The 23,859-nt window shown below is 69.5% G+C and carries 23 protein-coding genes and 1 riboswitch; of the genes, 10 read left to right on the top strand and 13 right to left on the bottom strand.

Going from position 1 to position 23,859, the window contains the following annotated elements; all coding sequences use genetic code 11:
• Nucleotides 1–44: 44 nt before the first annotated feature.
• Nucleotides 45–530, bottom strand: a complete 486-nt coding sequence (locus C8K38_RS21135; protein ID WP_179800664.1) for a DUF4262 domain-containing protein — start codon at nt 528–530, stop codon at nt 45–47.
• Nucleotides 531–725: 195 nt separating this feature from the next.
• Between C8K38_RS21135 and C8K38_RS21140 the strand changes: the two genes are divergently transcribed.
• The 6 genes from C8K38_RS21140 to C8K38_RS21165 all read left to right on the top strand — a co-directional run bounded on the left by C8K38_RS21140 (nt 726) and on the right by C8K38_RS21165 (nt 8,079).
• A complete protein-coding gene (locus C8K38_RS21140) occupies nt 726–2,078 on the top strand; it encodes a DEAD/DEAH box helicase (protein ID WP_097213367.1) in 1,353 nt (450 codons plus the stop codon).
• Between the two features lie 3 nt (nt 2,079–2,081).
• Entirely contained in the window at nt 2,082–2,963 is an 882-nt protein-coding gene (locus C8K38_RS21145) for a DMT family transporter (RefSeq protein WP_097213368.1), read from the top strand.
• 3 nt (nt 2,964–2,966) lie between these two features.
• Nucleotides 2,967–4,403, top strand: a complete 1,437-nt coding sequence (locus C8K38_RS21150) for a GuaB1 family IMP dehydrogenase-related protein (protein ID WP_097213369.1) — start codon at nt 2,967–2,969, stop codon at nt 4,401–4,403.
• Nucleotides 4,404–4,668: 265 nt separating this feature from the next.
• Nucleotides 4,669–6,090 carry a hemolysin family protein gene (locus C8K38_RS21155; RefSeq protein ID WP_097213370.1) on the top strand — a complete coding sequence of 474 codons (1,422 nt, stop codon included), beginning with the start codon at nt 4,669–4,671 and terminating at the stop codon, nt 6,088–6,090.
• Nucleotides 6,083–7,171, top strand: coding sequence for a hemolysin family protein (locus C8K38_RS21160; protein WP_097213371.1), 1,089 nt, complete (start codon nt 6,083–6,085; stop codon nt 7,169–7,171). The genes C8K38_RS21155 and C8K38_RS21160 overlap by 8 nt, the downstream gene beginning before the upstream one ends.
• Nucleotides 7,168–8,079: a 3-methyladenine DNA glycosylase gene (locus C8K38_RS21165; RefSeq protein WP_097213372.1), complete on the top strand. Its 912-nt coding sequence runs from the start codon at nt 7,168–7,170 to the stop codon at nt 8,077–8,079. The genes C8K38_RS21160 and C8K38_RS21165 overlap by 4 nt, the downstream gene beginning before the upstream one ends.
• Here the strand turns inward: C8K38_RS21165 and C8K38_RS21170 are convergent.
• Nucleotides 8,063–8,563, bottom strand: a complete 501-nt coding sequence (locus tag C8K38_RS21170; RefSeq protein WP_245221412.1) for a PadR family transcriptional regulator — start codon at nt 8,561–8,563, stop codon at nt 8,063–8,065. The two genes, C8K38_RS21165 and C8K38_RS21170, sit on opposite strands and share 17 nt — an antisense overlap.
• Nucleotides 8,564–8,884: 321 nt before the next feature.
• Between C8K38_RS21170 and C8K38_RS21175 the strand changes: the two genes are divergently transcribed.
• Nucleotides 8,885–9,619, top strand: a complete 735-nt coding sequence (locus C8K38_RS21175) for a hypothetical protein (RefSeq protein ID WP_218840990.1) — start codon at nt 8,885–8,887, stop codon at nt 9,617–9,619.
• Between the two features lie 63 nt (nt 9,620–9,682).
• Here the strand turns inward: C8K38_RS21175 and C8K38_RS21180 are convergent, their stop codons facing one another.
• Nucleotides 9,683–10,051 (bottom strand): STAS/SEC14 domain-containing protein, encoded by a 369-nt coding sequence (locus tag C8K38_RS21180; RefSeq protein ID WP_257017688.1) that lies wholly within the window; start codon nt 10,049–10,051, stop codon nt 9,683–9,685.
• A 52-nt stretch (nt 10,052–10,103) separates the two neighbouring features.
• Between C8K38_RS21180 and C8K38_RS21185 the strand changes: the two genes are divergently transcribed.
• From C8K38_RS21185 to C8K38_RS21195, 3 genes are all read left to right on the top strand, one after another.
• On the top strand, nt 10,104–10,775 hold the full coding sequence (locus tag C8K38_RS21185) for a PaaI family thioesterase (protein ID WP_245221413.1): 672 nt from the start codon (nt 10,104–10,106) through the stop codon (nt 10,773–10,775).
• A 144-nt stretch (nt 10,776–10,919) separates the two neighbouring features.
• Nucleotides 10,920–13,103 (top strand): malate synthase G, encoded by a 2,184-nt coding sequence (locus C8K38_RS21190; RefSeq protein ID WP_097213375.1) that lies wholly within the window; start codon nt 10,920–10,922, stop codon nt 13,101–13,103.
• 150 nt (nt 13,104–13,253) lie between these two features.
• Nucleotides 13,254–15,041 carry a substrate-binding domain-containing protein gene (locus tag C8K38_RS21195; RefSeq protein WP_097213376.1) on the top strand — a complete coding sequence of 596 codons (1,788 nt, stop codon included), beginning with the start codon at nt 13,254–13,256 and terminating at the stop codon, nt 15,039–15,041.
• A gap of 35 nt (nt 15,042–15,076) precedes the next feature.
• On the opposite strand, the gene C8K38_RS27285 is transcribed toward C8K38_RS21195, so the two are convergent.
• The 10 genes from C8K38_RS27285 to C8K38_RS21240 all read right to left on the bottom strand — a co-directional run bounded on the left by C8K38_RS27285 (nt 15,077) and on the right by C8K38_RS21240 (nt 23,818).
• Nucleotides 15,077–15,247: a hypothetical protein gene (locus tag C8K38_RS27285; RefSeq protein ID WP_169310496.1), complete on the bottom strand. Its 171-nt coding sequence runs from the start codon at nt 15,245–15,247 to the stop codon at nt 15,077–15,079.
• A 132-nt stretch (nt 15,248–15,379) separates the two neighbouring features.
• Entirely contained in the window at nt 15,380–18,232 is a 2,853-nt protein-coding gene (gene gcvP, locus C8K38_RS21200) for an aminomethyl-transferring glycine dehydrogenase (RefSeq protein WP_097213377.1), read from the bottom strand.
• 183 nt (nt 18,233–18,415) lie between these two features.
• Nucleotides 18,416–18,511, bottom strand: a riboswitch (glycine riboswitch).
• Between the two features lie 102 nt (nt 18,512–18,613).
• Nucleotides 18,614–19,210, bottom strand: a complete 597-nt coding sequence (locus C8K38_RS21205; protein WP_077041768.1) for a MerR family transcriptional regulator — start codon at nt 19,208–19,210, stop codon at nt 18,614–18,616.
• Nucleotides 19,211–19,425: 215 nt separating this feature from the next.
• Nucleotides 19,426–19,899, bottom strand: a complete 474-nt coding sequence (locus C8K38_RS21210; RefSeq protein ID WP_077041769.1) for a bifunctional nuclease family protein — start codon at nt 19,897–19,899, stop codon at nt 19,426–19,428.
• A gap of 144 nt (nt 19,900–20,043) precedes the next feature.
• The gene (gene ftsR, locus C8K38_RS21215; protein ID WP_097213378.1) at nt 20,044–20,781 is read right to left on the bottom strand and encodes a transcriptional regulator FtsR; all 738 of its coding nucleotides are present in this window, start codon (nt 20,779–20,781) and stop codon (nt 20,044–20,046) included.
• Nucleotides 20,781–21,260: a glycogen accumulation regulator GarA gene (garA, locus tag C8K38_RS21220; RefSeq protein WP_072749715.1), complete on the bottom strand. Its 480-nt coding sequence runs from the start codon at nt 21,258–21,260 to the stop codon at nt 20,781–20,783. Before garA ends, ftsR begins: the two co-directional genes overlap by 1 nt.
• Nucleotides 21,261–21,430: 170 nt before the next feature.
• Nucleotides 21,431–21,835, bottom strand: coding sequence for a glycine cleavage system protein GcvH (gene gcvH, locus C8K38_RS21225; RefSeq protein WP_097213379.1), 405 nt, complete (start codon nt 21,833–21,835; stop codon nt 21,431–21,433).
• Between the two features lie 55 nt (nt 21,836–21,890).
• On the bottom strand, nt 21,891–22,640 hold the full coding sequence (locus C8K38_RS21230) for a DUF881 domain-containing protein (protein WP_097213380.1): 750 nt from the start codon (nt 22,638–22,640) through the stop codon (nt 21,891–21,893).
• A gap of 6 nt (nt 22,641–22,646) precedes the next feature.
• Nucleotides 22,647–23,015 (bottom strand): small basic family protein, encoded by a 369-nt coding sequence (locus tag C8K38_RS21235; RefSeq protein ID WP_072749712.1) that lies wholly within the window; start codon nt 23,013–23,015, stop codon nt 22,647–22,649.
• A complete protein-coding gene (locus C8K38_RS21240; protein WP_097213414.1) occupies nt 23,012–23,818 on the bottom strand; it encodes a DUF881 domain-containing protein in 807 nt (268 codons plus the stop codon). The genes C8K38_RS21235 and C8K38_RS21240 overlap by 4 nt, the downstream gene beginning before the upstream one ends.
• Nucleotides 23,819–23,859 lie beyond the last annotated feature (41 nt).

Genomic DNA, 23,859 nt, shown 5'->3' on the forward strand with positions numbered 1-23,859 from the left:
GCACACCGAAGGGTGTCCGCCGACCGGAGGCCGGGCTCGACTCGTCAGGCGACCATCTGGCCGCCGGGCGGCGGCCCCAGCAGCGGCTGCACGATGGTCGAACTGATCTCGGCCTCCCACGGCATCAGCCCCTGACAGTCGGCCCACACCGCCTGGACCGCCGACACGTCTGCCGGCCCGTACAACGCGACCGCGCGCAACAGCCAGGATTCGTACTCGCGCGCCCGGATCAGGCACACCTCGAGCCCGCCGACCTCGAGCCGCTCCCCCGGCCCGAGCCGATCGCCGTGCCACAACCGATGGGCGAGGTCGCCCAGGACCGCCACCGATTCGTCGGCGGCCCGGCCGGTGACGATCACCTCGGGACAGCCGATCTCGGTCAACCCGACCGTGTAACAGAAGGCGGGATGGACGCCCCGCTCGTCGACGGAGGACTCGACATACTGCATCGCCCAGCCGTATCTGTCGATGGTTCGCAGCATCTTCCGGTGCGCCTGCTCAGGCGTCATCCCCTCGCAGATCTCACACATGATCACCCTCCCGAAATCGAATGTATGTTCGATTTTGATCATGCGCCATGCCACCGACACCACACGGCCACGGAGCCGTCTTGCAGGACGAATGACCAAACACACCCGCCGGAGCGGTAACCTCACAGCACGCGCCGACGACGTTCCGTGAGATCGGGGGCGCCCCGCGGCCCAACACTCGGAGGCAACCGCGACATGTCCGACCCAGCCACCACAGGACCCGCCGACACGTTCGCGGGCCTCGGCCTCCCGCCGCTGCTGGTGCAGTCGCTGAACCGGGAGAAGATCACCGCCCCGTTCCCGATCCAGGCCGCCGCGATCCCCGACATCCTGGCCGGGCGGGACGTGCTCGGGCGCGGGCCGACCGGTTCCGGCAAGACCCTCGCCTTCGGACTGCCGATGCTGGTCCGGCTCAAGGGAGCCCCCAGCGCACCCGGGCGCCCCCGCGGGCTCGTGCTCGCGCCGACCAGGGAACTGGCCGCGCAGATCGAGAAGGCCCTCGACGAGTCCGCGCTCTCGCTCGGACTGCGCCTGGCCTGCGTGGTCGGCGGGCTCCCCATCAAGGCGCAGGCGCAGCGGCTCGCGCGCGGGGTGGACCTGCTGGTGGCGACGCCCGGCCGGATGGCCGACCTGATCGCCCAGGGCGCGGCCTCCCTCGCCGACGTCCGCGTGACCACGATCGACGAGGCCGACCACATGGCTGAGCTCGGGTTCCTGTCGCAGGTCACCACCCTGCTCGACCAGACGGCGAAAGACGGTCAGCGACTGCTCTTCTCGGCCACCCTCGACGGCGGGGTGGACGACCTCGTCCGGGACTACCTGCACGATCCCGTCACGCACGCCACCGCGCCGGTGGCCGCCTCGGTGGCCACGATGGCGCACCACCTGCTCCACGTCCGCAAGGCCGACAAGTGGGTGGTGCTCGCCCAGATCGCCTCCCGGAGCGGCAAGACCCTGCTCTTCGTTCGGACCAAGCACGGCGTGGACCGGGTGGCCGAGGAACTACGGGCGGCAGGCGTCGTCGCGGGGGCACTGCACGGCGACAAGACCCAGAGCAACCGCACCCGCACCCTCGCCGCGTTCGCCGACGGCGACACCCCGGTCCTGGTCGCCACCGATGTCGCGGCCCGCGGTATCCACGTGGACGGGATCGATCTCGTCGTCCACGTGGACCCGCCCGCCGAGGCGAAGGACTACCTGCACCGCGCCGGACGGACCGCTCGCGCAGGCGAATCCGGGACGGTGGTGACCCTGGTGACCGACGACCAACGCGCCGAGGTCGCCGCGCTCACCGCGAAGGCAGGCGTGGACGTCATCGGCGTCGAGGTGCGCCCCGGCGCCGCCGAACTCGCCGCCCTGACCGGTGCCCGCGAGCCGACCGGCGTCCCGGTGCCCACACCGTCCGCACCGGCGCCGACGGCACCGAAGGAGCGGGCCACCGGACCAGGTGCCCGCGGCAGGCGCCCGGGCGCGACCACGGTTCGCACCGGCGGGCGACGCGGAGGCGGCGCCGGTGCGCACGGCCACCGCAACCGAGGAGGGCGCTGAGCCATGTCCGGAACCCCGCTGCTGGCAGTCGCGTTCGCGCTGATCGGCGCGCTGTTGTTCGCCTGCGGCTCGGTCGCACAGCAGAGCGCGGCGGCGGGGGTCGCCGAGGGCGACGCCCTGCTCGCCGAGCTGGTGCGCAGCAAGCGATGGTGGGCAGGCATGCTCGGCGACGGTGGCGGGTACGTGTTCCAGGCGATCGCGCTCGGCGTCGGGTCGGTGCTCGTGGTGCAGCCACTGATCGTGGCCTCGCTGCTGTTCGCGCTCCCCCTCTCTGCCCGGTTCAGCGGCGCGCGGATGACCGGCCGCACCTGGTCGATGGCCTTGGCGCTTGCGGCGGCGCTCGTCGTGTTCCTGATCGTCGGGAATCCGACCGAGGGCCACAACTCGGCGGCGATCGCCGACTGGCTGATACCACTCGCGGGGATGCTCGGGCTGGTCGCCGCGGCGATCGCGGCCGCGATGACCCGGATCGGCCCCGGTCCCCGGGCCCTGCTGCTCGGGTTCGCCAGCGGCGCACTGTACGGCGTCGCGGTCGCGCTGACCAAGTCCGTCATCGACCTGCTGCACCTGGGCCCGGCGGCCGTGCTCGGCAGCTGGACCACCTGGGCCCTGATCGCCGCCGGTCTCTCCGGGTTCTACCTCCAGCAGCGCGCATTCCACGCCGGCTCGCTCTCGGCGTCGCTGCCTGCCATCACCATCGCCGAGCCGCTGGTGGCCGCCTTCCTCGGGTTCGCGGTGCTCGGTGAGCGGCTTCGGGTGGAGGGTCCCGGCATCGCCCTGATCGCCGTCGCGGTGCTCGTCATGGTCGTGACCACGATCGGACTGTCCCGGTCCCAGGCCGATGTGACCACCCACGCCCAGACGTCGCAGCCGGTACTCTCGTAAGACGTGCGCTTCCTCGACGGCCAGCAGCCGCCCTATGACCTGACCTACGACGACGTCTTCTTGGTGCCCAATCGCACCGATGTGACCTCGCGCTTCGATGTGGACCTGTCCACGCTCGACGGATCCGGCACCACCATCCCGATCGTCGTCGCCAACATGACCGCGGTCGCCGGCCGCCGGATGGCCGAGACCGTCGCGCGCCGCGGCGGGATCGTCGTCATCCCCCAGGACATCCCGGCCTCCGCCGTCGCCGAGACCGTCGCGTTCGTCAAGAGCCGCCACCTGGTGGCCGACACCCCGGTCACCCTCGGCCCCGAGGACTCCGTCTCCGACGCGATAGCCCTGCTGCCCAAGCGTGCGCACGGCGCCCTGGTCGTCGTCGAGAACGACCGGCCGATCGGCGTCGTCACCGAAGCCGCGTGCGCGGACGTCGACCGGTTCGCCAGGCTCCGCTCCGTCGCCATCACCGACTTCGTCACCGCGCCCGTGACGGCCTCCCCGCGCGAGGTCTTCGAGCTGCTCGAGACCAAGCACGACCCGATGGCGGTCATCGTCAACGAGGACGGATCCCTGGCGGGCGTGCTCACCCGCACCGGCGCGATCCGGGCGGGCATCTACGAACCGGCACTCGACTCGGACGGCAGGCTGCGCGTCGCCGCGGCCGTCGGCATCAACGGCGACGTGGCCGCGAAGGCGAAGGAACTGGTCACGGCGGGCGCGGATGTCCTCGTGATGGACACCGCACACGGGCACCAGCAGAAGATGCTCGACGCCCTCGGCGCCGTCGCGGAGCTCGACCTCGGCGTGCCGCTGGCCGCGGGCAACGTCGTTTCCGCGGCAGGCACAAGGGACCTCATCGCCGCTGGCGCGAACATCGTCAAGGTCGGCGTCGGACCCGGCGCGATGTGCACCACCCGGATGATGACCGGCGTCGGCAGGCCGCAGTTCTCCGCGGTGGCCGAGTGTGCTGCGGCCGCACGGGAACTCGGCGCCCACGTGTGGGCGGACGGCGGCGTCCGGCACCCCCGCGATGTGGCACTGGCCCTCGCGGCGGGCGCCTCGAACGTGATGATCGGTTCGTGGTTCGCGGGCACCTACGAGTCGCCAGGTGATCTGCGGATGGACCAGGCGGGCAACGCATACAAGGTGAGCTTCGGCATGGCGTCCAAGCGCGCTGTCGCGGCAAGGACGGCCACCGACAGCGCCTTCGATCGTGCCCGCAAGGGCCTGTTCGAGGAGGGCATCTCGAGTTCCCGCATGCGCCTGGACCCGGACCGCCCCGGCGTCGAGGACCTCATCGACCACATCTGCTCCGGCGTGCGCAGCACCTGCACGTACGCAGGCGCCCGCACGGTCGAGGAGCTGCACGAGAAGGCGCTGCTCGGGGTCCAGTCCGCGGCCGGGTTCGCCGAGGGGCGCCCGCTGCCTGCCGGCTGGTAGCGAGCCGACACACCGACGCACCACCACTACTACCGGGCACGGTCCGCCGTGCCCGGTAGAATCGTGGTCTGCACTCGCACACGCGCAGCGAAAGCCTGCGCACAACAGGAAGGAACAAGGTGCCTGAGGCACCCACTCTGACCGTCGTCGACTCGACCGAGTCCGGCGACGAGAGCACCTCTACGGAGGGCTCCTCTACCGAGCCGGGCGACAAACCCGGCGCACATCCCCCACTGTTCGGACCCACGCTCGGCGGCGATAGCTGATGGAGATCGCACTCACCGTCTTGAGCCTCATCGGGTTCGCGGCCCTGACCGCAGGCACCGCGTTGTTCGTGGCCGCGGAATTCTCGCTCACCGCGCTCGAGCGCAGCACCGTCGACTCCCACGCGCGCGACGGCGACCGGCGTTCGCGCCAGGTGCAGCACGCACACCGCACGCTCTCGTTCCAGCTCTCCGGCGCCCAGCTCGGCATCACGATCACCACGCTGATCACCGGCTATCTCGCGGAGCCGGTGCTGGCCAAGCTCATCGACCCGCTGTTGACAGCCGTCAACATCAGCGAATCCGTGGCCAGCGGCATCTCGCTGACCCTCGCCCTGGTGCTGGCCACCTCGCTGTCGATGATCTACGGCGAGCTGGTGCCGAAGAACCTGGCCATCGCGCGTCCGCTGCAGACCGCGCGCGCCACCGCGGGCCTGCAGGCCGGCTTCTCGGCGGTGTTCAAATGGGCTATCAACGGGCTCAACGGATCCGCCAACTGGGTGGTCCGACGGCTCGGCATCGAACCCGCCGAGGAACTTCGCTCGGCACGCTCTCCCCAGGAACTGGGCTCGCTGGTGCGCACCAGCGCGCGCCGCGGCGCGCTCGACGCCGGGACCGCGCTGCTCGTCGATCGCTCGCTGCGATTCGGCGAGCTCACCGCGGAGGAGCTGATGACCCCGCGGGTGAAGGTCGAGACCCTCGAACTCCGGGACACCGTCGCCGACCTGATCGAGGCCGCGTCCCGGACGGGCTTCTCGCGGTTCCCGATCGTCGACGGCGACCTGGACGACACGGTCGGCGTCGTGCACATCAAGCACGCGTTCACGGTGCCCGCCACGGGACGCGCCACCACGCCGCTGATCACCCTCGCGCAGAAGGTCCCGGTGGTGCCGTCGAGCCTCGACGGCGACGAGCTGATGGAACGCGTCCGCGCCGACGGCATGCAGGTCGCGCTCGTGGTCGACGAGTACGGCGGCACCGCGGGCATGGTCACAATGGAGGACCTGATCGAGGAGATCGTCGGCGACGTCCGCGACGAGCACGACGAGCCGGAGATCGAGGTGCAGCGCAGCGGCGACAGCTGGATCTGCTCGGGCCTGCTCCGCATCGACGAGGTCAGCCAGACCACCGGTTACTCGGCGCCCGAGGGCGAGTACGACACCCTCGGCGGCCTCGTCCTGGCCCACCTGGGCCGGATCCCCGAGGTCGGTGACCAGGTCGTCCTGCCTCATCCGGACGACGACGGCCGCTCCGCGGGCGGCTGGATTGCCCGGGTCGCCGCGATGGACGGCCGCCGGATCGACCGGGTGGTGCTGACCCCGGTCGCCGACCTGGCCGACCACTCGGCGGAGACACTGGCCGATCACTCGGCGGAGACACTGGCCGATCACTCGGCGGAGACGAAGGAGGACGACGATGAGTGACCTGTTCGCGGTCGCCCTGACCGTTCTCCTGCTCGCGGGTAACGCGTTCTTCGTGGCCGCCGAGTTCGCGCTGATCTCGGCGCGACGCGACCGGCTCGAGGCGCTGGAGTCGCAGGGCAAGAAGCGGGCGCGCACGGTGATCCGGGCCGGCGAGAACCTCTCGCTGATGCTGGCCGGCGCACAGCTGGGCATCACGATCTGTTCGATCCTGCTCGGCCGGGTCGGCGAGCCCGCGATCGCGCACCTGATCGAGGCGCCGTTGGACGCCCTCGGCGTTCCTGCCGGGTTCCTGCACCCGATCGGGTTCACGCTGGCGCTCTCGCTGGTGGTGGTGCTGCACATCCTGCTCGGCGAGATGGTGCCGAAGAACATCGCCATCGCCGGGCCGGAGCGCAGCGCGATGCTGCTGGTCCCCATGCACCTGGCGTTCATCCGGCTCGTCCGCCCGCTCATCTCGTTCTACAACTTCTGCGCGAACGCTTCGCTGCGGTTGATGCGGGTGCAGCCGAAGAACGAGCTGGACACGACGGTGTCGGCGCTGGAGCTCGCCGAGATGATCGGTGAGTCCCGGTCCGAAGGGCTGATCGACGAGGAGGAGCACCGCCGGCTGACCTTGGCGCTGCACACAGCCGACCGGACCGTCGCGGATGTGCTGATCCCGCTCGACAAGGTGCGCAGCGTGCCCTTGACCGCGAACGGGACCACGCTCGGCGCCGTCGAGGAAGCGGTGATCGAGACCGGCTACTCGCGCTATCCCGCGCGGCTGGCCGACGGAACGCTGGCCGGGTACCTGCATCTCAAGGACGTCCTCGACGAGGTCGGCGACGTCCACGCGGGTCCGGACACGGTGATCCCCCGCTCGGACGTGCGACCGCTGCCGCAGGTGCAGGTGCAGACCCCGCTCGACGAGGCGCTCGGCACGCTGCGGCGCGCGAGCAGCCACCTGGGGTCGGTGGTCGACGAGACCGGGCAGACGATCGGCATCGTCGCGCTGGAGGACCTGGTGGAGGAGTTCATCGGTACCGTGCGCGACGGCACCCACCGGATCGACGACGCGGTGCCGGGGCAACGGACACCGTGACACAGCCGGACCTCTCGAGCGGTCCACTCGTTCTGACGCAGGACGAGTGGACCGCCCGCCGCGACGCGCACCGGGATCGGGTGGATGCCCTGATCGGGGCGCACCTGTCCCGGCAGACGCGCGGGGAGAAGCATCCGGTGATCGACTTCCTGTTCACCTACTACAGCCTGCGGCCAGCTCAGCTGCGACGCTGGCACCCCGGCCTCGGGGTGCGGCTGACCGGACCCGCGGCGCGCGAGTACTGGGACTACTCCGGGTACCACCGGCGCGGCGACGACGCCGAGGCCGATCCACGCGTGCTGACCCAGCGCCGCACGATGCTCGAGTTCACCGAGCGCCTGCTCGCGGGCACCGCCGCGCGGCCCGCGCAGCTCGGCTGCTTCGGCCTGCACGAGTGGGCGATGGTGTATCGCGGCGGCGCGGAAGCGGTCCGGCATTCGGGCACCCCGCTGCGGCTCGGGCCGGACGGCACCGACGCGGTGGTGGAGTCGATGAACCTGCGCTGCACGCACTACGACGCGTTCCGGTTCTTCACCCCGGACGCGGTGGGCCGCAACGACACCCCCTTGCAGCGCGAGGACCAGGCGGCGCGGGAACAGCCGGGCTGCCTGCATGCGGGCATGGATCTCTACAAGTGGTGCTACAAACTGGCGCCGCTGGTCGACTCCGGCCTGCTGCTGCGGTGTTTCGAGCTGGCGATGGCCGCGCGGGAGCTCGACATGCGGGCGAGCCCGTACGACCTGAGCGCCCTCGGCTACGAGCCGGTGCCGATCGAGACCGCGGCGGGCCGGGCGGACTACGTGCGGGCGCAGTCGGCGCTGGCGGAGCGGGCCGCACCGCTGCGGGCTGAGTTGCTGAGTCGCTGCCGGTCGTTGCTGAACCGGACCTCGTTCAGCGAATCCAGCTGAGTTCCCCTGCCGCGATTCGCCGAGCAGTGCCTTCAAGCCAGTCGATGTCGTGCCGGAGACGCGACAGCAAGTACTGCACCTCGATCATGTGGACCTCGGGTTCGGCCGGGTCGTGGGCTGCCCGTTCGAGTTCGCGGACCTCGCCTCTGATGAGTTCGACCCGCCTCTCGAGAACCGTGACGGCTTCCGCGGGCCGCAGGATCCCGAGGTACGCGAGTGCGGTGACGAAGGTGGGACCGCCGGTCAGGTCGGCTTCGCGAAGTTGCTGCTGCACCCGCTTGGCGAGTTCAGCTACACCCGATTCGGTCACCGCAATGGCGGCGCAGTCGTTTCCGCTCGCCGCGGTGACCCAGCCTTCTGCGGTCAGACGGTCCAGGAGGGTGTAGACGGTCGCATTGCGCACTCGGAGGTACTCATAGCGCCGCGTGAGTTCGCGGAACAGCGCGTATGCGTGGCGCGGTTGCTCGACCAGGAGGCCGAGCATCGGCAACACGAGTGGATTGTCGAGCGCGTTCTTGGGCACCATCGGAGCCTATCCAATGACCGTATACGGCTAGTCGTATACATTTAGCCGTATACGGCTAATGGAGGTGACGTGATTTTCGGGATCTGGCCTGGCGTGGTCGCGGCCGACCTTGTCGACTTTCGACCACTCGACTGCCCACCGGAAGACCCCACAGCGACCCTGGCGGCCCTTCGGAGTCTGCAAGGTGACGCGCCCGCCTTCTATGTGCGCTGCTATCGACACTTCGGGGTCGGTGCACAGCGGGGAACGGCGACCTCCCGAACTCCCGACCGCCCCGGGTTGTACGCGGGAGACGGGCGTCTGATCGACCTGGTCGCCTGCTATCAGAGCCCGGCGCCGGACGCGAGTGGCTTCGCCGAGTTCGTCCGCGACGCTGTTCGAGACGTCGCCGAATGGGGCGGCGGCAAGGTGCAGGTCGGTGAGGAGCTGAACATGCCGGCACCGCAGGACGGGGGCAGCCCGGGATGCTTCGATGCCGTTGCGGCCGGCATCGCTGCCGCATTCGAGGAACGTGAGCGACTCGGCGTCGACGTCGAGATCGGGGTGAACTCGGCCGGCATGGCCGATCCGGCCTTTTGGCGGCGGCTGGCCGACACCGTCGGCGTAGAACACCTCGAGGCACTCGACTACATCGGCTTGGATGCTTTTCCCGATGTATTCCACCCCATCCCGCACGATCGGCTCGCCGCTTCGGTCACGTATCTACTGGAGCGTTTCCGTTCCGTCACAGCAGAATCCGGGGTCCCCGAGAGCACCCCGATTCACGTCACCGAAACGGGGTGGCCGACGGGCGCCGATCGGGACGAGGCAACGCAGCGCTTCGTCCTGGAGACCGTGGCCGACGCCGCTCTCGATTCCGGCGTGGGTGTCACGGCATACGAGTTCTTCGGGCTGCGAGATGGGCACAGCGGCGCGGAATGGACCAGCCGTTTCGGACTCCTGCGCGACGACTACACGCCCAAGCCCGCCTTTCACGCCGTGCGCGACCTCATCGCCGGCCGATCCACATCGTGAGTGCGAATATGCGCGACGTGCCACCAGCCCGCCGCCGCCCGGCCGAGGTCCTTGCCCTCCCGATCAGCCGCCCTGTGAGGCCCACTCGATCGCGGCCTGCTCGTCGGCAAGCGCGAAGGCGCGGACCTCGCAGGGAATCAGGAACCTGACCAGGTGAATGGCCGTGCCGATCCACTCGTGATCAGTGACCAGCGCGATGCGACCCCAACTGTGCCGTGGGCGGGTCTCGAGTTCGGCGTCCTGCCACAGCGCACCGGCGGTGTAGCGGCTCAGGTCGTCGCCGAGCACATAGACGATGTTGACCTTCTCGTGCTCGGCGATCTTGGCGTCGATGGCCGGGTCGAGTACGTCCCTGTAGTCCTGCGCGGTCACCGTCCCGGTCGCCCGGAAACCCAGGGTGCCCGCCGGCAGGTTCTGCATGGTCTCGATCACGAATCCATGGTTTCACAGCTCGAGTCCCGGTGTGACGCAACGCGAGAGTGCCATGGGCGGCACCGAATCGCTCGCGTCCTTCGAACGCGTGCTGCACGATCACACGGTGAAGTTCACCCGAGAAGACATCGACACCCAGGAACTCGCCCGGCGCCGGGCGCTCTACGGCCCGCTCACCGCGGCGGTCCGCGACCTCGTCGACGCCACCATTCGCACCGAGGTCGACGAGGCGGTGATCCGCGAGGTCCAGGCCACGATCGTCGACGCCACCGCGAAGCTGCGCGCCACCCAGATCGACGGCGGGTTCGGGATGCGGTTCACCGCCGACGGCGAGTCGATCGCCTGGGGCAACGCGGGGATCGGCCTGCGGAACGCGATCGCTCCCCCGCTGGTCATCGAGTCCGACGACGCAGGCCTGCACTGGACCGAGGTCAGCCTCGGCGCCGCCTACGAGGGCCCGCCGGGGCTCGTGCACGGCGGGATCTGCGCACTGGTGATGGATCACCTGCTCGGCACCACCGCCAGTTCGATCGAGCCGCGGTTCACCGGCACCCTCACGCTGCGCTATCGGCGCGGCACCCCGCTCGGGCCGCTGCGCGCCGAGGCCCGGATCGATCGCAACGAGGGCCGCAAGACCATCGTGGTCGGGACCCTCTCGGACGCCCTCGGCGTCACCGTGGAGGCCGAGGGGATCTTCATCGGGCCCGCCGCGCCGCCCGCTTAGCCGGCCACCGCCGTGTCCCCCTGGAATACCGGCCGAATCAGTACGGTTGGACTGTTAGCCCACCAGGACAAACAGCTAGACGATTACCGCCGAGTAACATCTAGTCCGTCTACATGAGGCATTCCCAGAGAAGTGAGGCATTTCATGACTGAGCGCGTGCAGGTCGGTGGTCTTCAGGTCGCCAAGGTTCTCCACGATTTCGTGGGCACCGAAGCTCTCCCGGGTACCGGCGTAGACGCAGACGCGTTCTGGGCGGGTGCCGTCAAGGTCATCGAGGACCTCGCCCCGAAGAACAAGGCACTGCTGGCCAAGCGCGACGACCTGCAGGCGCAGATCGATGCCTGGCACCGCGATCACTCCGGCCCGGCCTTCGACGCCGCCGAGTACAAGGCATTCCTGCAGGAGATCGGCTACCTGCTGCCGACGCCTGCCCCGTTCAGCATCGAGACCCAGAACGTCGACGCGGAGATCGCGACGACCGCAGGCCCGCAGCTCGTGGTGCCGGTGCTCAACGCCCGGTTCGCACTCAACGCCTCGAACGCTCGCTGGGGCTCGCTGTACGACGCGCTCTACGGCACCGACGCCATCTCCGAGGCGGACGGCGCCGAAAAGGGTAAGAGCTACAACAAGGTCCGCGGCGACAAGGTGATCGCCTGGGCCCGTGAGTTCCTCGACACCGCGGCGCCGCTCGCGGCGGGCAGCCACGCCGACTCCAAGCGCTACTGGGTCGACGGCGCCGAGCTGAAGGTTGAGCTGACCGACGGCACCGTCACCACGCTCGCGCAGCCGGAGAAGTACGTCGGCTACCTCGGCGAGAAGGACGCGCCCACCTCGGTCCTGCTGCGCAACAACGGACTGCACGCGGAGATCCAGATCGACGCGAGCTCCCCCATCGGCCAGACCGATGCGGCCGGGGTCAAGGATGTCGTCCTCGAGTCCGCGCTCACCACGATCATGGACTTCGAGGACTCGGTCGCGGCTGTCGACGCCGACGACAAGGTCGTCGGCTACCGCAACTGGCTGGGACTCAACCGCGGCGACCTCGCCGAGGAGATCAGCAAGGGCGGCAAGTCCTTCACCCGCAGGCTCAACGACGACCGCACCTACACCGCGGCCGACGGCGGCGAACTCACCCTGCACGGTCGTTCGCTGCTGTTCGTGCGCAACGTCGGGCACCTGATGACCAACCCCGCGATCCTCGACGCCGACGGCAACGAGGTCCCCGAGGGCATCCTCGACGCGCTGATCACCAGCCTCTGCGCGGTGCACGGCCTGACCATCAGCGAGGCCAACGGACCGCACGACAACAGCCGCACCGGCTCGGTCTACATCGTGAAGCCGAAGCAGCACGGCCCCGAAGAGGTCGCGTTCACCACCGAGCTGTTCGGTCGCGTCGAGCAGGTCCTCGGCCTGCCCGCGAACACGCTCAAGGTCGGCATCATGGACGAGGAGCGTCGCACCACGGTCAACCTGTCCGCCTGCATCAAGGAGGCCAGCGAGCGCGTGGTCTTCATCAACACCGGCTTCCTCGACCGCACCGGCGACGAGATCCACACCTCCATGGAGGCCGGCGCGATGGTGCGCAAGGCCGAGATGAAGAAGCAGAAGTGGATCGGCGCCTACGAGGACTGGAACGTCGACACCGGACTGGCCGCTGGCCTGCAGGGCAAGGCGCAGATCGGTAAGGGCATGTGGGCCATGACCGACCTGATGGCGGACATGCTCGAGCAGAAGATCGGTCACCCCCGCTCCGGCGCCAACACCGCGTGGGTCCCCTCGCCCACTGGCGCAACCCTGCACGCGACGCACTACCACCGCGTCGACGTGTTCGCCGTCCAGGACGAGCTCAAGGGCAAGCCGCGCGCGAGTGTCGACGACATCCTGACCATTCCGCTCGCCCCGAGCACCGACTGGTCGGACGCGGAGAAGAAGGAGGAGCTGGACAACAACTGCCAGTCCATCCTGGGCTACGTGGTCCGCTGGATCGACGCGGGCGTCGGATGCTCCAAGGTGCCGGACATCCACGACGTCGCGCTCATGGAAGACCGTGCCACCCTGCGCATCTCGAGCCAGCTGCTGGCGAACTGGCTGCGCCACGGCATCGTCACCGAGGCGGACATCGTGGCCAGCCTCGAGCGGATGGCCCCGGTCGTCGACCGCCAGAACGAGGGTGACGCCACCTACGTCCCGATGGCGCCGGACTTCGACACCAACATCGCCTGGCAGGCCGCCAAGGAGCTGATCCTCGAGGGCGCGTCGCAGCCGAGCGGTTACACCGAGCCGATCCTGCATCGCCGCCGGCGGGAGTACAAGGCCGCCAACGCCTGACAGGCAGCGACAGCACCGCGAAGCCGCCACCAGACCGATCCGGTCCGGTGGCGGCTTCGCCGCTTCCACGGCGCGGTCGTCCGTAGACTGCTGGGGTACCGATGAGACGGACCTGCGTGCCGTCACCGATCGACGACAAGGCGGGCACACGTGGGGCAGCATCGCGGCGCAGAGGGCACGAGGGGTGTCAGCAGGGGCCCGGCGATCGCGGTGGGAGCAGTCATCGCCGTCGTGCTCGCCGTGGTCGGCTGGTTCCAGCTCAGGGACCGGATCTCGGACCAGGGCACCCAGGCGGCGCAGAGTTGCGTCGAGGGTCCCGCCGTCCTCGACGTGACCGCGGATCCCGACATCGCCCCGCAGATCCAGACCCTGGCAGACCGCTATGCCCAGACCGCCCCGGTCGTGCGCGACCACTGCATCACCGTCACCGTCACCCCCGCCACCTCGCAGACCGTGGTCGACGCGCTGGCGGCGAGCGCCGGGAAGGACTGGTCCGGGCCCGGACCGGCACCGGCGCTGTGGATTCCGCAGAGCACCCAGTCCGTCGCCCGACTCAGCGGGCAGACCGGACTGATCGACGGCCAGCCGAAGTCGCTCGCCACCTCGCCGGTGCTGCTGGCGGCCCCGGTCCCGCTGGCCCAGGCTCTCATCGCATCGAATGTCGGCTGGCAGGACCTCGCGCGCCTGCAGTCCGACCCGAACGGGCTGCCGGGGATCGGACTCCCCGGATGGGGCTCGCTGAAGCTGGCCCTGCCGACCGGTCCCGGCTCGGACCCCTCCACCCAGGCAGCCGAGGCCGTCGCCGCGGCGGTGTCGGGTGCGGGCGCCGGGCCGGTCACCGAGGCGCAGGCCGCATCCGCACCGGTCGTCTCGGCACTCTCCTCGCTCGCGGTCGGCTCCGCGGCCGCGTTCCCGTCGGCTCCCGACAAGCCCGCCGCGACGGCGGATGCACTCTCGGCGCTCGGTGCACAGCAGGATCGACGGGCGGGCGCCCCGCACGCGGTGGCGGTCACCGAGCAGCAGCTCTACGCCGCCGAGCCAGGCGTGAACGCGCTCACCGCGTTCCTTCCTGCCGGGGCCACCCCGATGGCCGATCACCCCGGCGCGATCATCTCCGCCGGCTGGGTGGACGAGGCACGCAGCCGGGCGGCCGCGGAGTTCGTGGACTACCTCCGCCGTCCCGAACAGGCGACGGTGCTACGCGACGCCGGTTTCCGGGTCGACGGCGAGTCCCCCTCGGCGGTGAGGGCGGTGCCCTTCGCACCGATCGACACGCCACTGCAGCCTGCTACCGGGCCCGTGGTCGACACGCTGAGCCGAACGCTCGCCAATCCGGTGGTGCCCCGCAGATCGACCGTCCTGCTGGACGTCTCGGGTTCGATGAGCAACGTCGAGGGCGACGGGACGCGGCTGACGAACACGACCGCGGCACTGACCGAGCAACTGAACCGGACACCCGACTCCACCGATCTCGGGCTGTGGATCTACTCGAAGAACCTCGACGGCGCCAAGGCATACAAGATCGCCGTCCCGACGGGCTCGCTGACCGACACCGTCGGCACCGGAACGCGGAGGCAGGCGATCGACACGGCGCTCGACTCCCTGACCCCGGCGACGGCGACGTCCACCTACGCGGCGACCCTGGCCGCCTACGCGGATGCGGTGCGGGGATACGGCGCGGACCGCCCGAACTCGGTGCTGCTGATCACCGACGGCCCGAACGACGACACGTCGATCACGGCCCGGCAGCTGCTGGCGTCGATCCGGGAGACCACAGTGGGCGGCAAGCCGGTCCGCATCGACGTCATCACGATCGGCGAGAACTCCGATGCCGACACCCTGCGGGCCCTCGCGGAGCAGACCGGGGGTTCGATGACCGCCGTCGGGTCCTCGCAGGGTCCCGAGTTGGGTGCCGCGATCGGCCAGGCGCTCGGCTGACGCCGGACGAGGCCGACCACGGCGTCACGCCAACGTCAGAGGCACCAGTTGATCTCGGCGGAGCCGGGCAGCGGGACGACGAAGCAGAACTGCAACGACCCTCCCCCGATGATGCGATCCTCGGCGGAGGCCGCCGGGGCGGCGAGGGCGGCGACTGACATCACGACGGCGGTTGCGGCGGCGGCTCTTGCGATGGTGGTGAACATGTGTCTGAACCTTCGGCTCGACAAGGGCGGCCGACCAGCCGCCCATACCCACCCCATCGTCCTCCGGGCGGGTCGCGGCCCACAAGGACCGTTCGGTCTCCTCATGAGTGCGCGCGACCGCCCGGAGTGCGATCAGCCGCTGAAGGCCTCGATCGGCGGGCACGAGCACACCAGGTTCCGGTCACCCGCCGCACCGTCGATCCGACGCACCGAGGGCCACACCTTGGCCCTGGCCTTGCCGAGCGGGAACACCGCGAGCTCGCGCGAGTAGGGGTGGTCCCAGTCCGCCGCCAGGCAGCCCGCGGTGTGCGGCGCCCCGCGCAGCGGGTTGTCCTCCACCGGCCACTCGCCGGCGCCGACCCGGTCGATCTCGCCGCGGATGGCGATCATCGCGTCGCAGAACTGGTCGATCTCGTCCAGGTTCTCGCTCTCGGTTGGCTCGACCATGAGCGTGCCCGACACCGGGAAGCTCATCGTCGGCGCGTGGAAGCCGTAATCCGCCAGGCGCTTGGCGACATCGTCGACCGTGACACCGGTTTCCTTGGTGAGCGGACGCAGGTCGAGGATGCACTCGTGCGCGACCATGCCGTTCTCACCGGTGTAGAGCACCGGGAAGTACTCGTCCAGGCGGCGTGCGATGTAGTTCGCCGACGCGATGGCGGTGAGCGAGGCGCGCCGCAGTCCGGTCGCGCCCATCATCCGGATGTACGCCCAGGTGATCGGCAGGATGGAGGCGCTGCCGTACGGTGCGGCCGACACCGGGCCCGATCCGCCCAGTTCCGGCGCCATCGGGTGCCCGGGCAGGAACGGGGTCAGGTGTGAACGCACACCGATCGGACCGACACCCGGACCGCCGCCGCCGTGCGGGATGCAGAAGGTCTTGTGCAGGTTCAGGTGGCTCACGTCGCCGCCGAAGCGCCCGGGCCGGGCCAGGCCGACGAGCGCGTTGAGGTTCGCGCCGTCGACGTACACCTGTCCCCCGGCGTCGTGCACGGCCGCGCAGATGTCCGCGACCTCGTGCTCGTACACGCCGTGCGTGGACGGGTAGGTGATCATGATGGCCGCGAGCCGCTCGGCGTGGTCCGCGATCTTCGCCTTCAGGTCCGCCAGGTCGACGTCGCCGTTGGGGCGGCAGGCGACCACCTCGACCCGCATGCCGACCATCACGGCGGAGGCCGCGTTGGTGCCGTGCGCGCTGGACGGGATCAGGCAGGTGTCGCGATGATCGTCGCCGCGGCTGAGGTGGTAGTTCCGGATGGCCAGCAGGCCGGCGTACTCGCCCTGGCTGCCTGCGTTCGGCTGCAGGCTCACCGCGTCGTAGCCGGTGATCGCCGCCAGCCAGCCCTCCAGGTCGTGGATGATCTGCAGCATGCCGGGCGCGTCCGCCGTCGGCGCGAACGGGTGCAGGCCCGAGAACGCCGGCCAGGTGATGGGCTCCATCTCCGCGGTGGCGTTGAGCTTCATCGTGCAGGATCCGAGCGGGATCATGCTCCGGTCGAGGGCGATGTCCTTGTCCGAGAGCATCCGCAGGTAGCGCAGCATCGCGGTCTCGGTGCGGTGCTTGGTGAACGCGGGGTGGGTCAGGTAGTCCGAGGTGCGCACCATCTCGGCGGGCAGCGAGGACGTCGACGCGTCCGCCGGGGTGTCGGCCCGAACGCCGAAGGCGGCGAAGACGGAAGCGAGATGGGCCTCCGTGGTCGCCTCGTCGCAGGCGATGCCGACGTGGTCGGCGTCGACGAGGCGCAGGTTGACGTTCCAGCCCTTCGCCGTCTCGACGATCTCCGCCGCCCGTCCCTGCACGCGGGCGAGCACGGTGTCGAAGAACGACTCGTGCACGATCTCGACGCCCTTCGACCGCAGGCCGGTCGCGAGGGCGACAGCGCGCCCGTTCACGCGCTCGGCGATCGCCTTGAGTCCGTCGGCACCGTGGTAGCTGGCGTACATGGCGGCGACGATGGCCAACAGCACCTGGGCGGTGCAGATGTTCGAGGTGGCCTTCTCCCGGCGGATGTGCTGCTCACGCGTCTGCAGCGCGAGCCGGTACGCGGGATCGCCGTCGGCGTCGACGGACACGCCGACGAGGCGGCCCGGCAGCTGACGGGCGTGTTTGGTGTGCACAGCCAGGTACCCGGCGTGCGGTCCGCCGAAGCCCATCGGGACACCGAACCGCTGCGTGGTGCCGAAACAGGCGTCCGCCCCGAGCTCACCGGGAGGGGTGAGCAGGGTCAGCGCCAGGAGGTCGGCGCCGACCGCGACCAGTCCGCCACGCTCGTGGGCGGCCGCGATGAGGTCCGTGTAGTCGACGACGCGACCGGAGGCGCCGGGCAGCTGGGCGAGCACGCCGAAGAACTCACCCTCGGGCAGTCCCTCGCTGAGATCGGCCTCCACCAGCTCGATGCCGAGCGGGGTGGCGCGGGTCTCGATCACGGCCCTGGTCTGGGGGAACAGATCGGTATCGATGACGAAGCGCGGCGAACGGCTCTTGTTGGCCCGGCGCAGCAGCGTCATCGCCTCGGCGGCCGCGGTGCCCTCGTCGAGCATCGACGAGTTCGCGACCTCCATGCCGGTGAGGTCGGAGACCATCGTCTGGAAGTTGAGCAGGGCCTCGAGCCTGCCCTGGCTGATCTCCGGCTGGTACGGCGTGTACGCGGTGTACCAGGCGGGGTTCTCGAGCAGGTTCCGCACGAGCACGGGCGGGGTGAGGGTGTCGTAGTAGCCGAGACCGATCATCGAGGTCGCGACGGTGTTCCTGGCGGCAAGCGCGGAGAGCTCGGCCAGCGCCTCGTGCTCAGTGAGCGCGGCGGGAAGAGCGCTCAGGCCGTCGCTGATCCCGTCGGTCACGGCGTCGAGGATGCTGGCGGGAACGGCCTTCCCGGCCATCTCGTCGAGGCTACCGACACCGACAACGCTCAGAATCCGCTCGAGCTCGGCGGAATCGGGGCCGATGTGGCGATCGACAAATGAACGAGTACTGGCGTCTAACAAGGCAACTCCCGCGGCTGAAGGATCGTAGGCGCATTCGGCTCGACCCTGCCGGGCCGAGCGGAACGTTCCTCCCCCTCTGTCGCCTGCTCGTCGCCGCGAGCGCCTGAGAGATTGAGGGCCGCCTTCGTCTAGGCCCCTTTCCCCGTGGGCGGGTGGGTGCTCCCACCGCTTTCCAGAGACGTCGTAGCCCGCACGGTCCTCGGTGCCTGAGAGATTGACGGGGAGGTATTGCTCCTTCGGCGTCCGGATTGTGCTCCGGAACTCTCCCATGCGGCGGCGACGTACCCCGAATTCTAGGCTACGTTCGACCACTTCTGTGCCCACGGACCCGGCCGCGTGGTGTGCCGCGCGCCACGTCGACTGCGTGCGCGCCAAATCGGGCTATCCGGCGCGGCTGGCCCGGTTCTTGCGACGCGACGCGAGCTCGTCCTCCGGGCTCAGTTCGCTCTCGCCACCGTCGGCCCGCTCGGCCGGGAAGTCCGCGATCGTGCCGGTCAGTTCGCGCATCGCGCCACTGACCGCGATCCCGAACACACCCTGACCGCCCTGCAGGAGGTCGACGACCTCTTCGGCGGAGGTGCACTCGTAGACGGTGGTGCCGTCGGAGAACAGCGTGATCTTGGCCAGGTCGCCCACGCCGCGCTGACGCAGGTGGTCGACGGCGACCCGGATGTTCTGCAGCGAGATGCCGGTGTCCAGCAATCGCTTCACGATCTTGAGGACGAGGATGTCCTTGAACGAGTACAGGCGCTGACTGCCGGATCCCGCGGCCCCGCGGATCGACGGCACGACCAGTGAGGTGCGCGCCCAGTAATCGAGCTGGCGGTAGGTGATGCCCGCGATCTGACACGCGCTCGGCACCCGGTAGCCCACCAAGTCGTCCGGCACCGAGTCATCGGGAAAGAGGCCCGGCTGAACATCCTCGACACCCTCGGACGGGGCGAGGCCGCGCTGAGGCTCTTGCGGATGATCTCCCACTGACTGCTCCCTCTCGCATGGAATTCCATACCGTGGATTCGACTCAGAGTACGCCTCGGGGTGAATCACATGGTGTGCGTTCGATGGATCAAAGCTATTGCGACGATTGACCAGGGTCAACGCAACACGCCGAAGCCTAAACCTCAACTTGAGGGTGAGACCGTATCGTTGCCCAGGCCACTATTTCGCCGCTGTCTCTCGACAGCGGGATCACACTAACCGTCAGTTGCCTTGAAATCGTCCGGCGACACGGATTCGAGGAATTCTTTGAACTTCTCGACTTCGTCTTCGCGCTCATCGGGCATCACCAGCCCGGCCTCCGCCAGCACCGCCTCGTCCGCGTAGATCGGGACGCCCGCCCGCAGCGCGATGGCAACCGAATCGGACGGCCGAGCCGAGATCCTCAGGTCGTCGGCGAAAACCAGGTCGGCATAGAAGGTGCCCTCCTGCAGATCCACGATCCGGACCTCACGCAGCGCGTTGCCGAGCGCCGTGATGAGCGTGATGATCAGATCGTGGGTGAGCGGCCGCGCCGGCTCCACGCCTTGCTGCTCCAGCGCGATCGCCGTGGCCTCGGTCTGGCCGATCCAGATCGGCAGGTAGCGATCCCCGTCGGCCTCGCGCAGCAGCAATACGGGCTGATTCTGTGGCTGCTCGACACGAATCCCGATCACACGCATCTCGCTCATCGCGTCTGCCTCCCGTCTGATCGGCCTCACCGGCATCGACCGCACTCATCGCATGAAGCCGTACCCAAATTCTAAGCGAACCCGGCGACCCATTCGACTCTCGCCGAACAGGTGCAGGTCGCGACCACTCCGGCCGGGCGATCGTCAGCGGTCGAGCGCGCCGCGCACGGCCGCCTTGACCAGACAGGTGTGCAGAGTGAGCGACAGCGCGGCGAGTTCACGCACCATCTCCTCGGCGCGATCACGCGCACCCGCGTCCCTGCCCTTCGCGACGGGACCGGCGATCTGGGCGACCAAACCGGCCTCCCGGTCCGCCGCGAGCTTGAACGCGCGCAGGTGCCGCACCTCGAGTCCGAACTCGGACATCGCCTTTGCCGCCCGTGCCAGGGTGACCGCGTCCTCGTCGAAAAAGCCCGCGACGCCCGGCACGATCAGCCCGCTGCGCAACAGTTCCGACAGGAACGCCTCGTCCGCGCCGGACCGCGCGATCAGGTCGGTGCGGCTGATGCGGACCTCGCGATTGGCCCGGAACTCCTCGGGCGAGACCGCGCCGGGCGCGATGGACAGGGCCCGCGGCCGTCGCGGGGCCGACTCCGTCGACCCGACCACCGCGACGCCGCTGTCGATCGCCTCGAGCTGTTCCTTGATCACCTTCAGCGGCAGGTACTGATCGCGCTGCGCGGTGAGCACGAACCGCAACCGCTCACAGTCGGCCAGCGAGAACCGTCGGTAACCCGACGGAGTCCGCTCCGGACTTATCAGCCCCTCCGCCTCGAGGAATCGAATCTTCGAGATGGTGATGTCGGGGAAATCGGGACGTAGCCGATCCAGGACGGAGCCGATCGACATCCCGCCCTCGGTCCGCTGCCCGACCGCCGTCATCAGCTACCTGCACCCGCAGCGGAACTACCGGCGCCGCGGGGGCCGGTGAGGTACACGAGTCGGAACTTGCCGATCTGCACCTCGTCACCGTTGACGAGGGTTGCCGAGTCCACCGGCTCACGGTTGACGTAGGTGCCGTTGAGGCTGCCGACGTCGACCACCTGGAACTCGTTCTGATCCTGGCGGAACTCGGCGTGCCGACGGCTGACCGTGACGTCGTCGAGGAAGATGTCGCTGTCCGGGTGGCGGCCCGCCGAGGTGGTGGGCTGGTCGAGCAGGAATCGGGAGCCCGCGTTCGGGCCACGCTTGACGACGAGGAGCGCCGAACCGGCGGGCAGGCCCTCCACTCCGGAGACCTGCTCAGCTGCCTGCGGAGCAGCGGTCGTGCTGTCCAACTCGTTGAGGAAATCCGCCCGGAAAACCGACGTTGTCTCAGCCGGCGATTCTCCAAAAACCGCGTCGCTGTCGTTCTCGCTCACCGTTTCTCCTCCTGAAGTCCGATCGGTCCGGGAACCCTCCCGGACAAATCTTCTCGACACAATCACATTCCGATACGGACCTACGCCCCGACAAGGCGGTTGCGCTCCCTATCGACCGTACCCTGCGAATGCCTCTCACGTGGGCACTCGCAGGTCGATCCACGCGTGTCCTAGCCGCCCGCGATGGCCTGGTAGCCCGACGCGTCCAGCATCTCGCCCAGCGCGGCGTCCAGCGTGGCCTCGTCGGCCACCTCGAGATCGACCAGCCAGCCGTTTCCGTACGGCTCAGAGTTGACCAGCTCGGGGCTGGACTCCAAATCCGCGTTGGCCGCAATGACTTTCGCGTTCAACGGAGCGTAGATGTCCGACACACTCTTCGTCGACTCGACCTCACCGAGCGACTCGCCCGCGACCACGGCCTCGTCGACCGCGGGCAGCTGGACGAAGACGACGTCACCGAGCTGCGACTGCGCGAAATCGGTGATCCCGATCCGCACGGTCGTCGGCCCGGTCCGCTGCACCCATTCGTGCTCCGCGGTGTAGCGCAATTCGGCCGGGATGTTGGTTTCGCTCAAGGTGAGAAGTCCTTTCGATCGCACCGGCGCGCGAGAATACCGCGCGGTACCGGATTCAGTTTCCTGGCTGAGCGTATTGACGAGGCTTCGTCTCCCGCAAGGCGGTGATCGTGACCTGCTGAGATTGCTCGACGGCCAGCCGTCCACCGCTGCGGGCGACGGTGTCGATCACCCCGCCGGGAATGTTCAGAGCGGCCGCCAGGGTCGGCGGGTCGCCGATCGCGAGCACCTCGTACGGCGCCTCCAGGTCGATGCCGTCGACCTTGATCTGACCGGGAGAACCGGTGACCCAGGAGTCGACACCGATCCGGACCGGCTCACCCCCCTCACCACGTATGGAGATCGCCTCGGCGCCCGCCGCCCGCAACTCCTGAATGAGGTCCAGCATCACCTCGGAGCCGACATTCGTGCCCGGGTCCGCGACCGTCAGCACCACCCCGGGGCCTGCCGCGGGCACGGCTCCCACCTGGATCGACAGCGCGGTCAGGCGCGCCCTGGCCTCGTCCAACGCGGCCTGGGAGCCGCCGCCGCTGCGCTGGAGCGTGGCGAGGGTCTCCTCGAGTCCGGCGATCTCCTGTCGCAACGAAGCCTCTCGCTGGCCGAGGTTGTCGAGGAGCACCAGCAGGTCAGCCGGACGCGCCGAGTCCAGGGTGTCGCCCGATCCGGTGTTCCGCACCTGGGTGGCGATGGCGACCCCGAGCGCGGCCAACAGCAACACCGCCAGCAGCCCGAAGACGACCCTGGAGCGGCGCGCCGAGGCGGACAACTCGGTATGCCATTCGTGCTTGCCCTCATGCCCGTTCACCGGTGATCACGCCCCGAACAGCCGACGCCGCAGCGCGGCGGCGTTACCGAAGATGCGGATGCCCAGCACCACCACGATCGCGGTCGAGAGCTGCGTGCCCACCCCCAACTGGTCACCGAGCCACACGATCAGCGCCGCGACGAGCACGTTGAACACGAAGGACACGACGAAGACCTTGGCGTCGAAGATCTCATCCAGGTAGGCGCGCAGCCCGCCGAACACGGCGTCCAGCGCCGCGACGACGGCGATCGGCAGATACGGCTGGATCGCGTCCGGGACCTGCGGACGGAACACCACGCCCGCGACGATCCCCGCGATGAGCGCGAGCACCCCGTAGACGGCGTATCCGTTCTTGACTGCCTTGACCGGCTTCACTGGCCACCCACCTCGTGTGCGGTTCTGATCTCCCTGGCATTCGCGGCCGGGAGGCTGACATCTTCTTCTTCGGCGACGGTGAAGCCCACCCCGTACAGCTGCGCGACGCCCGACATCCGCAGGTACGCGTCGCTCACCACGAACCCGGTCTGCAACCGGTCCGCAGGCCCGATCGCCGAGATCGCGTACGGCGAGAACACCGGCTGATTGTCGACGAGCATCGCCCCGCCCGCCTGACGGATGGTGGCCGAGGGGCCGATGCGGACCTCTCCGACCGCGACGGCCTCGGCTCCGCTCGACCACAACGCGTTCACCACCGACTGGATGTCCCGGTCGAGGACCACCGCCTTGGCGGGGCCTGCGCCTGGCCTGCCGCGGTCGGACAGGTCCGGACGGGCGGCCGGGTCGGTCAGCGTGACGGTGAGCCCCGCGCCGTGCACCGCGTCCAGCCCGGCGGCCTGTTCCATCGTGGCGAGCCGTGCCAGTACGTCGGAACCCTCGGCGTCGCCGGCCAGCACCCTGGAGCGCAGCGCCTCGGTCTGCGCCGCCAGCTCGTCCCTTGTGCCTGCGAGGCCGCCACCGCGTTCCTCCGCGGCGTGGACCTTGGCCAGGATCTCGCTGCGCACCTGGTCGGTGCCGGGCTCCCGATCGTCCGCCTGCGCGTAGGCGATCCCGAAGACCAGTCCGAGGACGATGCCCCCGGCGACGAGCCAGCTCCCGGAATGCAGCGGGCGGTGCAGGGAATGCCCCCTCGCCCGGTCTTCCGCCGCCGCGGCGTAGCCGGGGTCGAGATGGTCGTTCATCAGGGACCGGAGCAGCGAGGGCACCGGATTGCGGCGGACCT

The organism is Rhodococcus sp. OK611 (genome assembly GCF_003050885.1).
GTDB lineage: Bacteria > Actinomycetota > Actinomycetes > Mycobacteriales > Mycobacteriaceae > Rhodococcus_G > Rhodococcus_G oryzae.

Excerpts from the sequence above, each read along its gene's own strand:
- C8K38_RS21135 (WP_179800664.1), bottom strand. The coding sequence starts at position 530 with ATGTGTGAGATCTGCGAGGGGATGACGCCTGAGCAGGCGCACCGGAAG.
- C8K38_RS21140 (WP_097213367.1), top strand. The coding sequence starts at position 726 with ATGTCCGACCCAGCCACCACAGGACCCGCCGACACGTTCGCGGGCCTC.
- C8K38_RS21145 (WP_097213368.1), top strand. The coding sequence starts at position 2,082 with ATGTCCGGAACCCCGCTGCTGGCAGTCGCGTTCGCGCTGATCGGCGCG.
- C8K38_RS21155 (WP_097213370.1), top strand. The coding sequence starts at position 4,669 with ATGGAGATCGCACTCACCGTCTTGAGCCTCATCGGGTTCGCGGCCCTG.
- C8K38_RS21160 (WP_097213371.1), top strand. The coding sequence starts at position 6,083 with ATGAGTGACCTGTTCGCGGTCGCCCTGACCGTTCTCCTGCTCGCGGGT.
- C8K38_RS21170 (WP_245221412.1), bottom strand. The coding sequence starts at position 8,563 with ATGCTCGGCCTCCTGGTCGAGCAACCGCGCCACGCATACGCGCTGTTC.
- C8K38_RS21185 (WP_245221413.1), top strand. The coding sequence starts at position 10,104 with ATGGGCGGCACCGAATCGCTCGCGTCCTTCGAACGCGTGCTGCACGAT.
- C8K38_RS21190 (WP_097213375.1), top strand. The coding sequence starts at position 10,920 with ATGACTGAGCGCGTGCAGGTCGGTGGTCTTCAGGTCGCCAAGGTTCTC.
- C8K38_RS27285 (WP_169310496.1), bottom strand. The coding sequence starts at position 15,247 with ATGTTCACCACCATCGCAAGAGCCGCCGCCGCAACCGCCGTCGTGATG.
- C8K38_RS21210 (WP_077041769.1), bottom strand. The coding sequence starts at position 19,899 with ATGAGCGAGATGCGTGTGATCGGGATTCGTGTCGAGCAGCCACAGAAT.
- ftsR (WP_097213378.1), bottom strand. The coding sequence starts at position 20,781 with ATGACGGCGGTCGGGCAGCGGACCGAGGGCGGGATGTCGATCGGCTCC.
- C8K38_RS21240 (WP_097213414.1), bottom strand. The coding sequence starts at position 23,818 with ATGAACGACCATCTCGACCCCGGCTACGCCGCGGCGGCGGAAGACCGG.